Origin of the sequence: Hoylesella timonensis S9-PR14 (assembly GCF_000762405.1) — a bacterium.
GTDB classification, from domain to species: Bacteria; Bacteroidota; Bacteroidia; order Bacteroidales; family Bacteroidaceae; genus Prevotella; species Prevotella timonensis_A.
Map to the genome: position 1 here is coordinate 1 of NZ_JRPQ01000161.1, position 5,305 is coordinate 5,305.

Annotated in this window: 5 protein-coding genes; all 5 read left to right on the top strand. The window is 42.4% G+C overall.

Translation table 11 applies throughout. The features are described from left to right. Nucleotides 1-73: 73 nt before the first annotated feature. Nucleotides 74-604, top strand: coding sequence for a hypothetical protein (locus tag HMPREF9304_RS10390; RefSeq protein ID WP_036928832.1), 531 nt, complete (start codon nucleotides 74-76; stop codon nucleotides 602-604). Between the two features lie 3 nt (nucleotides 605-607). Further along, complete coding sequence (locus HMPREF9304_RS10395; RefSeq protein ID WP_036928834.1) at nucleotides 608-964, top strand: DUF4134 family protein; 357 nt, start codon at nucleotides 608-610, stop codon at nucleotides 962-964. A 53-nt stretch (nucleotides 965-1,017) separates the two neighbouring features. Continuing rightward, complete coding sequence (locus HMPREF9304_RS10400; RefSeq protein WP_081953701.1) at nucleotides 1,018-1,407, top strand: DUF4134 domain-containing protein; 390 nt, start codon at nucleotides 1,018-1,020, stop codon at nucleotides 1,405-1,407. 9 nt (nucleotides 1,408-1,416) lie between these two features. Next, complete coding sequence (locus tag HMPREF9304_RS10405) at nucleotides 1,417-1,713, top strand: DUF4133 domain-containing protein (RefSeq protein ID WP_036928836.1); 297 nt, start codon at nucleotides 1,417-1,419, stop codon at nucleotides 1,711-1,713. A gap of 1,118 nt (nucleotides 1,714-2,831) precedes the next feature. Beyond that, the gene (locus HMPREF9304_RS15305; protein WP_445236340.1) at nucleotides 2,832-4,682 is read left to right on the top strand and encodes a TraG/VirB4 family ATPase; all 1,851 of its coding nucleotides are present in this window, start codon (nucleotides 2,832-2,834) and stop codon (nucleotides 4,680-4,682) included. The last annotated feature ends 623 nt before the right edge of the window (nucleotides 4,683-5,305 follow it).

Consider the following 5,305-nt stretch of genomic DNA (forward strand, 5'->3'; position numbering starts at 1 on the left):
TAAGACTTTTATTTTTTTGAGGATGCTTATTTGCTGTTAAGTCATTTATTTTGCATACAACAAATAAAATAATATGGGATCATTCGGTATATTCGCAATTGTAGTGACATTCATCTTTGTTATCTATTATGTTGCTATGATCAGCCTTGATTTGTTCGGCAAGAAAGGAGAAAAAAAGGAAAGTGTTGAAGTCATTCACACGAGTACGTCTGTCAACAATACGGAAGGTGCGCCAGCAGTTTCGGCAGTTAGAGTTAGTGAGGACAGCGATGGCAAGTATCAGATAGAACGTCGTGGTGACGAAGTACCTGAAACGTACGGCGGTGCAATGACAGCAGAGCCAACAGCATCCAATAAAGCAGATGGAGCATCAGCTTCTCATATCGACGAAGATAAAATAACTGCGAAAGACATTACAGATTCAGATACTGAAGAATTGGCCAGACAGGCTCAAGCCAAGGTTGATTCAATCAACAGAGACTTAAACAGCGTGTCTCCAGATATTCAAGGAGCTGTATATGTGGATGAGTTCGTTGAAGATTGTCAAGCTGCATTATTGAAGGCCAAGCAAGAAGACGAACAGGCAGAACAATTCAGTATATAAGTCATGAAGAAGTTTAAGGGAAAAACCTATTTACTGTTATCAGCATTACTATCGCTTGCACAGCCCGTTATAGCGAATTGTGGGACAACCGACTATAGTGGCAATTCCGGTCGCCTGTATAATATGGTTGTCTTCGTATTAACTTGTTGTACAGCCGTATTGTATTTGCTTTATGCAATTGCAGCCCTCCTGTCCATATACAGTGCTACCAGTATCTATATTAAGATGCAAGCAGGAGAAGAGGGCTTTACCAAAAGTATCATCGTTTTGGTTGGCAGCTGTATTTTCCTACTTATCGCCACCATAGTCCTTCCAGCGTTCTTCGGTTTCCAATTTGGAGTGACCGACAGGCTTTGGTAATTCATTTATTACATATTTTCATATAATTATTAACTAACAAAAAATCCAAGACAATGAATCAGAATTTGTCAGTAATGGTAAGCGGTGCCAAGAGTTTTGGCATTTCCGCAGTGAAGAAAATCAAATCCGTAGCCACAGACCCTCGTTTTGTATTGGTGATGCTGATGTTGGTTGTGGTAACGGTTGCCGCCGATGCACAGAACATCGATTCCGGTATTCAAGCTATCACCAAGTCAACGGATGCCTTGAAGAAGTACATCCCCGTTGTAACGAAGTTGTGCTATGCCTTAGCAGGTATTGTTGCCGTTGTGGGTGCCATCTCCGTTTACATCAAGATGAACAACGAGGAACAGGATGTCAAGAAATCTATCATGATGATTGTCGGAGCCTGCATCTTCCTCGTAGCAGCAGCTCAAGCACTGCCACTGTTCTTCGGACTGTAACAGAGAAACATGGAAACAGTCAAGAACGACTATCCCGACTACCCAGTATTCAAGGGGCTTCAGAAGCCTCTTGAATTTCTGGGCCTTCGAGGAAGATACATTGTATGGGCCGCCATTACTGTTGGAAGTGGTCTGTTATCATTCTTGATTGGCTATATGATCTTCGGCTTCGTCATATCCTTGTCGCTGTTAACCATTATTCTTTCCGTTGGAGGAGTAACCATTTTTGTCAAGCAGCACAAAGGATTGCATACAAAGAAATCACCAAAAGGGATTTACATATTCAGCCATTCAAGACAATATTAGAACATTTATTTGATTGTAAGTTAAGTAAATTTATGATTACCGTAATCGTCATATTGGTCTTTGCCTCTGTGTTATTGGGAATGTTTATTTCCATCAAGGCTTTCGGCACAGGTAGCAAACGTGCTAAAGTGTTTGAGAATATCTATTTCAGTTTTGAGGATGTAAACGATATAGGTGTTATCTACACTAAGAAAGGCGATTATTCAACTATCTTGAAGATGGATAATCCCGTCAGGAAGTATTCAGCCGACACTGACGGCTATTACGAGTTTACGTCCTTGATGGCCTCTGTCCTTCAGGTTTTAGGCGAGGGCTATGCCATACACAAGCAAGATGTCTTCGTCCGCAAGAAGTTTAACATATCAAACATAGCAGGAAAGAATAGTGATGCTAAAAAGCGTTTTCTTTCCGATGCCTATTTCAAGTTTTTCAATGGTCGTCCCTATGTGGAGTCACAGACATATCTCACCATCACCCAGAGAGGTAGGAACGGCGGATTGAAGACATACGATGCCGATAAATGGCGTGATTTTCAAGTAAAGATACAGAAAGTCCACGACCGTCTGAAGAGCGAGAATGTAAACTGTCGTTTTCTTAGTGGCAAGGAATGTCAGGAATATACCGAACGTTTCTTCGCCGTTGATTTCAAAAACGAAGTTATTTCGATGACCGACTTCAATGTGGAGTCCGAGAAAATCTGTATGGGTGATGAACAGCTGAAAGTGTATAGCCTTTTGGATGTGGATGACCCTGGTCTTCCTGGCACACTTCATCCTTACGCTGACATCAATGTCAACAACACTGTTATGCCACAAGACCTACTTTCAGATCTTAGTACTCTCCCAGATGTGGACACCATCATATATAATCAAATTATTTTCCTTCCCAATCAAAAGCGAGAGATAGCGAAGTTGGAGAAAAAGAAGAACCGTCATGCCTCTATCCCCAATCCGAATAATCAGATTGCTGTTGAAGACATCAACGACGTTCTTAATGAGATTGCCCGTAACGGTAAGCAATTTGTTTATGCCCATTACAACCTTATAGTAAAGACCAGTGCCGACAAGAACTTGCAAAAGGTTACCAACAGTTTGGAAAATCTTTTGGCAAGATACAGTATGCACCTGTCCAAGCGTGCCTATAATCAATTAGAGTTATTTGTTGCCAGTTTTCCAGGCAACTGCTTTGAACTCAATGCAGATTATGATCGTTTTCTGACGCTTTCCGAGCCGGCACTATGCCTTTTGTATAAGGAACATCAACAGAAAGGTGACGATACCAACCTGAAATGCTATTATACTGACAGACAGGGCGTTCCCATGGCTGTGGACGTGTCTGGTAAGGAGGGGAAAATAAGGTATACCGACAACTCTAATTTCTTTGTACTTGGCCCTTCAGGTAGCGGCAAGTCCTTTTTTATGAATACCGTTATGCGTCAGTATTACGAGCAAGACACCGATATAGTCATTGTTGATACCGGCGATAGCTACGAGGGCTTGTGCAGCTATTTTGAAGGCATATACATCACCTATTCAAAGGAGCATCCTATTTCGATGAATCCGTTTAAGATTGAGAAAACCGAGTACGAGCAGAACTTTCAGGCAAAGAAAGACTTTCTTAGAAATATTATCTTCCTTATATTCAAAGGCAATGGTGAACCGACGAAACTTGAAGAGACCATCATCAACCAAACACTGATAGAATACTTTGAGGAGTATTTCACCCCGTTTGAGGGTTTTACCGAGGAGCAGAGAGACAATATGCGNCATGTCATGGANCTTGAAGATAAGCGNACTGGNAAGTATGAAGAATACGAGCAGCAGTTGGAAGAGCGTTATGGCGTTTCTGATGACATGGATGACATAGACGACATAGATGATAGGATCGATGAAGAGGAAGAAGCCATTCAGAAGCACAAAGCCCGTAACCTCCGTCTCCGTGATAAGTTGCAAGCCGTCATTGATGATAGTGCTGCCACTGATGGGGAGAAGAGTAATGCCAGCCGTCAACTNTTGCGTCTCACTCCAGAACTCATTGAGAGCAAATATCTCCAACGCATCAACAAGAAAATCGATAAGATTGAGCGTCAGCGTAAGAAGATGCGTGTGACGGAGTTGAANTTCAACACTTACTATGAGTTCGCCATAGAGCGCATTCCGCAGATTATGAAGCAGGATGACGTAACCTTTCCTATCAATGAATTTGCTACAATTCTCAAACCTTTCTATAAGGGTGGCGAGTTGGAATATACGCTCAACAACGACATGGATTCCTCGCTTTTCAATGAAAAGTTCATCGTATTCGAGATTGACAAAATAAAAGAAAATCCAGTTCTTTTCCCCATTGTCGTACTAATTATTATGGATGTGTTCACACAGAAGATGCTCCTAAAGGAAGGAAGAAAATGCCTTGTCATAGAAGAAGCGTGGAAAGCTATTGCNACTCCTGTCATGGCCACCTATATACAGTACCTTTACAAGACCGCCCGCAAGCACTGGGCAATGGTCGGTGTCGTCACACAGGAGATACAGGATGTTACCGAGTCNAAGATAGTCAAGGAAGCCATCATCAACAATTCCGGTGTCTTCATGCTGCTTGATCAGAGCAANTTCAAGGACAAGTTTGACAACATCAAGAAAACGCTTGCCCTAACCGACATTGANTGTAAGAAAATTTTNACCATNAACCGCNTGGAAAATAANGANGGNCGTTCGCCATTCAAGGAAGTCTTCATCAAACGAGGACAGGAAGGTGATGTATTTGGCATAGAGGAACCACCAGAATGTTATATGAGTTANACAACGGAGAAGATAGAGAAGCTGGCCTTGAAGCTCTATAAGAAACTTCTNCNGTGTNATCACCAACATGCCATCGAAGCCTTCGTGCGTGACTGGAAGCATTCAGGGATNAAGAGTTCCTTGGAATTTGCCAGAAAAATATTAAAGGANAGAAAAGTATTAAACAATTAGTCCCAAAGTTATATGCGTCGTATCATTGCCATCATCCTTTTGATCCTCTCGGTGACAGCCATGTCAGCCCAGTCGTATCATGCCGTCAACATTGACGAGGGTACNGTNGCTGCCATGACTGCCGCATACGCAATAGAGTCGGAAACCGAGCGTCTAACCGTTTCCGATGTAGATTCCATCTTAGGNCATTACACCAAGGCAAGCCTTTCCACCGCAGGCATCTACNTGTCAAAGCTGAAAGACCGNAACGCCATGCGTGATGCAGGGCTGTTCAGCAGNGATGAGAATTATTATTATCAGCGCATCCTTTATTTAGTGAAAGACGGCATCATGCCCAAGCTCATCGTCGTTGCTGTCAAAATGGTCAAGCAGCCCGACAATGCCCTTTATTGGGGACCTTACCTATTCAAGACTACTCAAAATGTCGAACAGCTATGCAAACAGTTCGAACTTGTTGTTACAAATGGTAAGCTATCTTTCAAGGACGTAGTTTTCTTGGTTATCAACGAGAAGTTGCGGAAAATCTTCGACGTGTCTCAATTGGGGAATGTCAACTGGAAAGACCTCTTGGAAAAGATCGGCGACTTTGACATCAAAGCCGCCAAGGAAAACATTAAGAAAGA

What these genes read in the sequence shown, in the direction of transcription:
- HMPREF9304_RS10390 (WP_036928832.1), top strand. Translation starts at nt 74, where the DNA reads ATGGGATCATTCGGTATATTCGCAATTGTAGTGACATTCATCTTTGTT.
- HMPREF9304_RS10395 (WP_036928834.1), top strand. Translation starts at nt 608, where the DNA reads ATGAAGAAGTTTAAGGGAAAAACCTATTTACTGTTATCAGCATTACTA.
- HMPREF9304_RS10400 (WP_081953701.1), top strand. Translation starts at nt 1,018, where the DNA reads ATGAATCAGAATTTGTCAGTAATGGTAAGCGGTGCCAAGAGTTTTGGC.
- HMPREF9304_RS10405 (WP_036928836.1), top strand. Translation starts at nt 1,417, where the DNA reads ATGGAAACAGTCAAGAACGACTATCCCGACTACCCAGTATTCAAGGGG.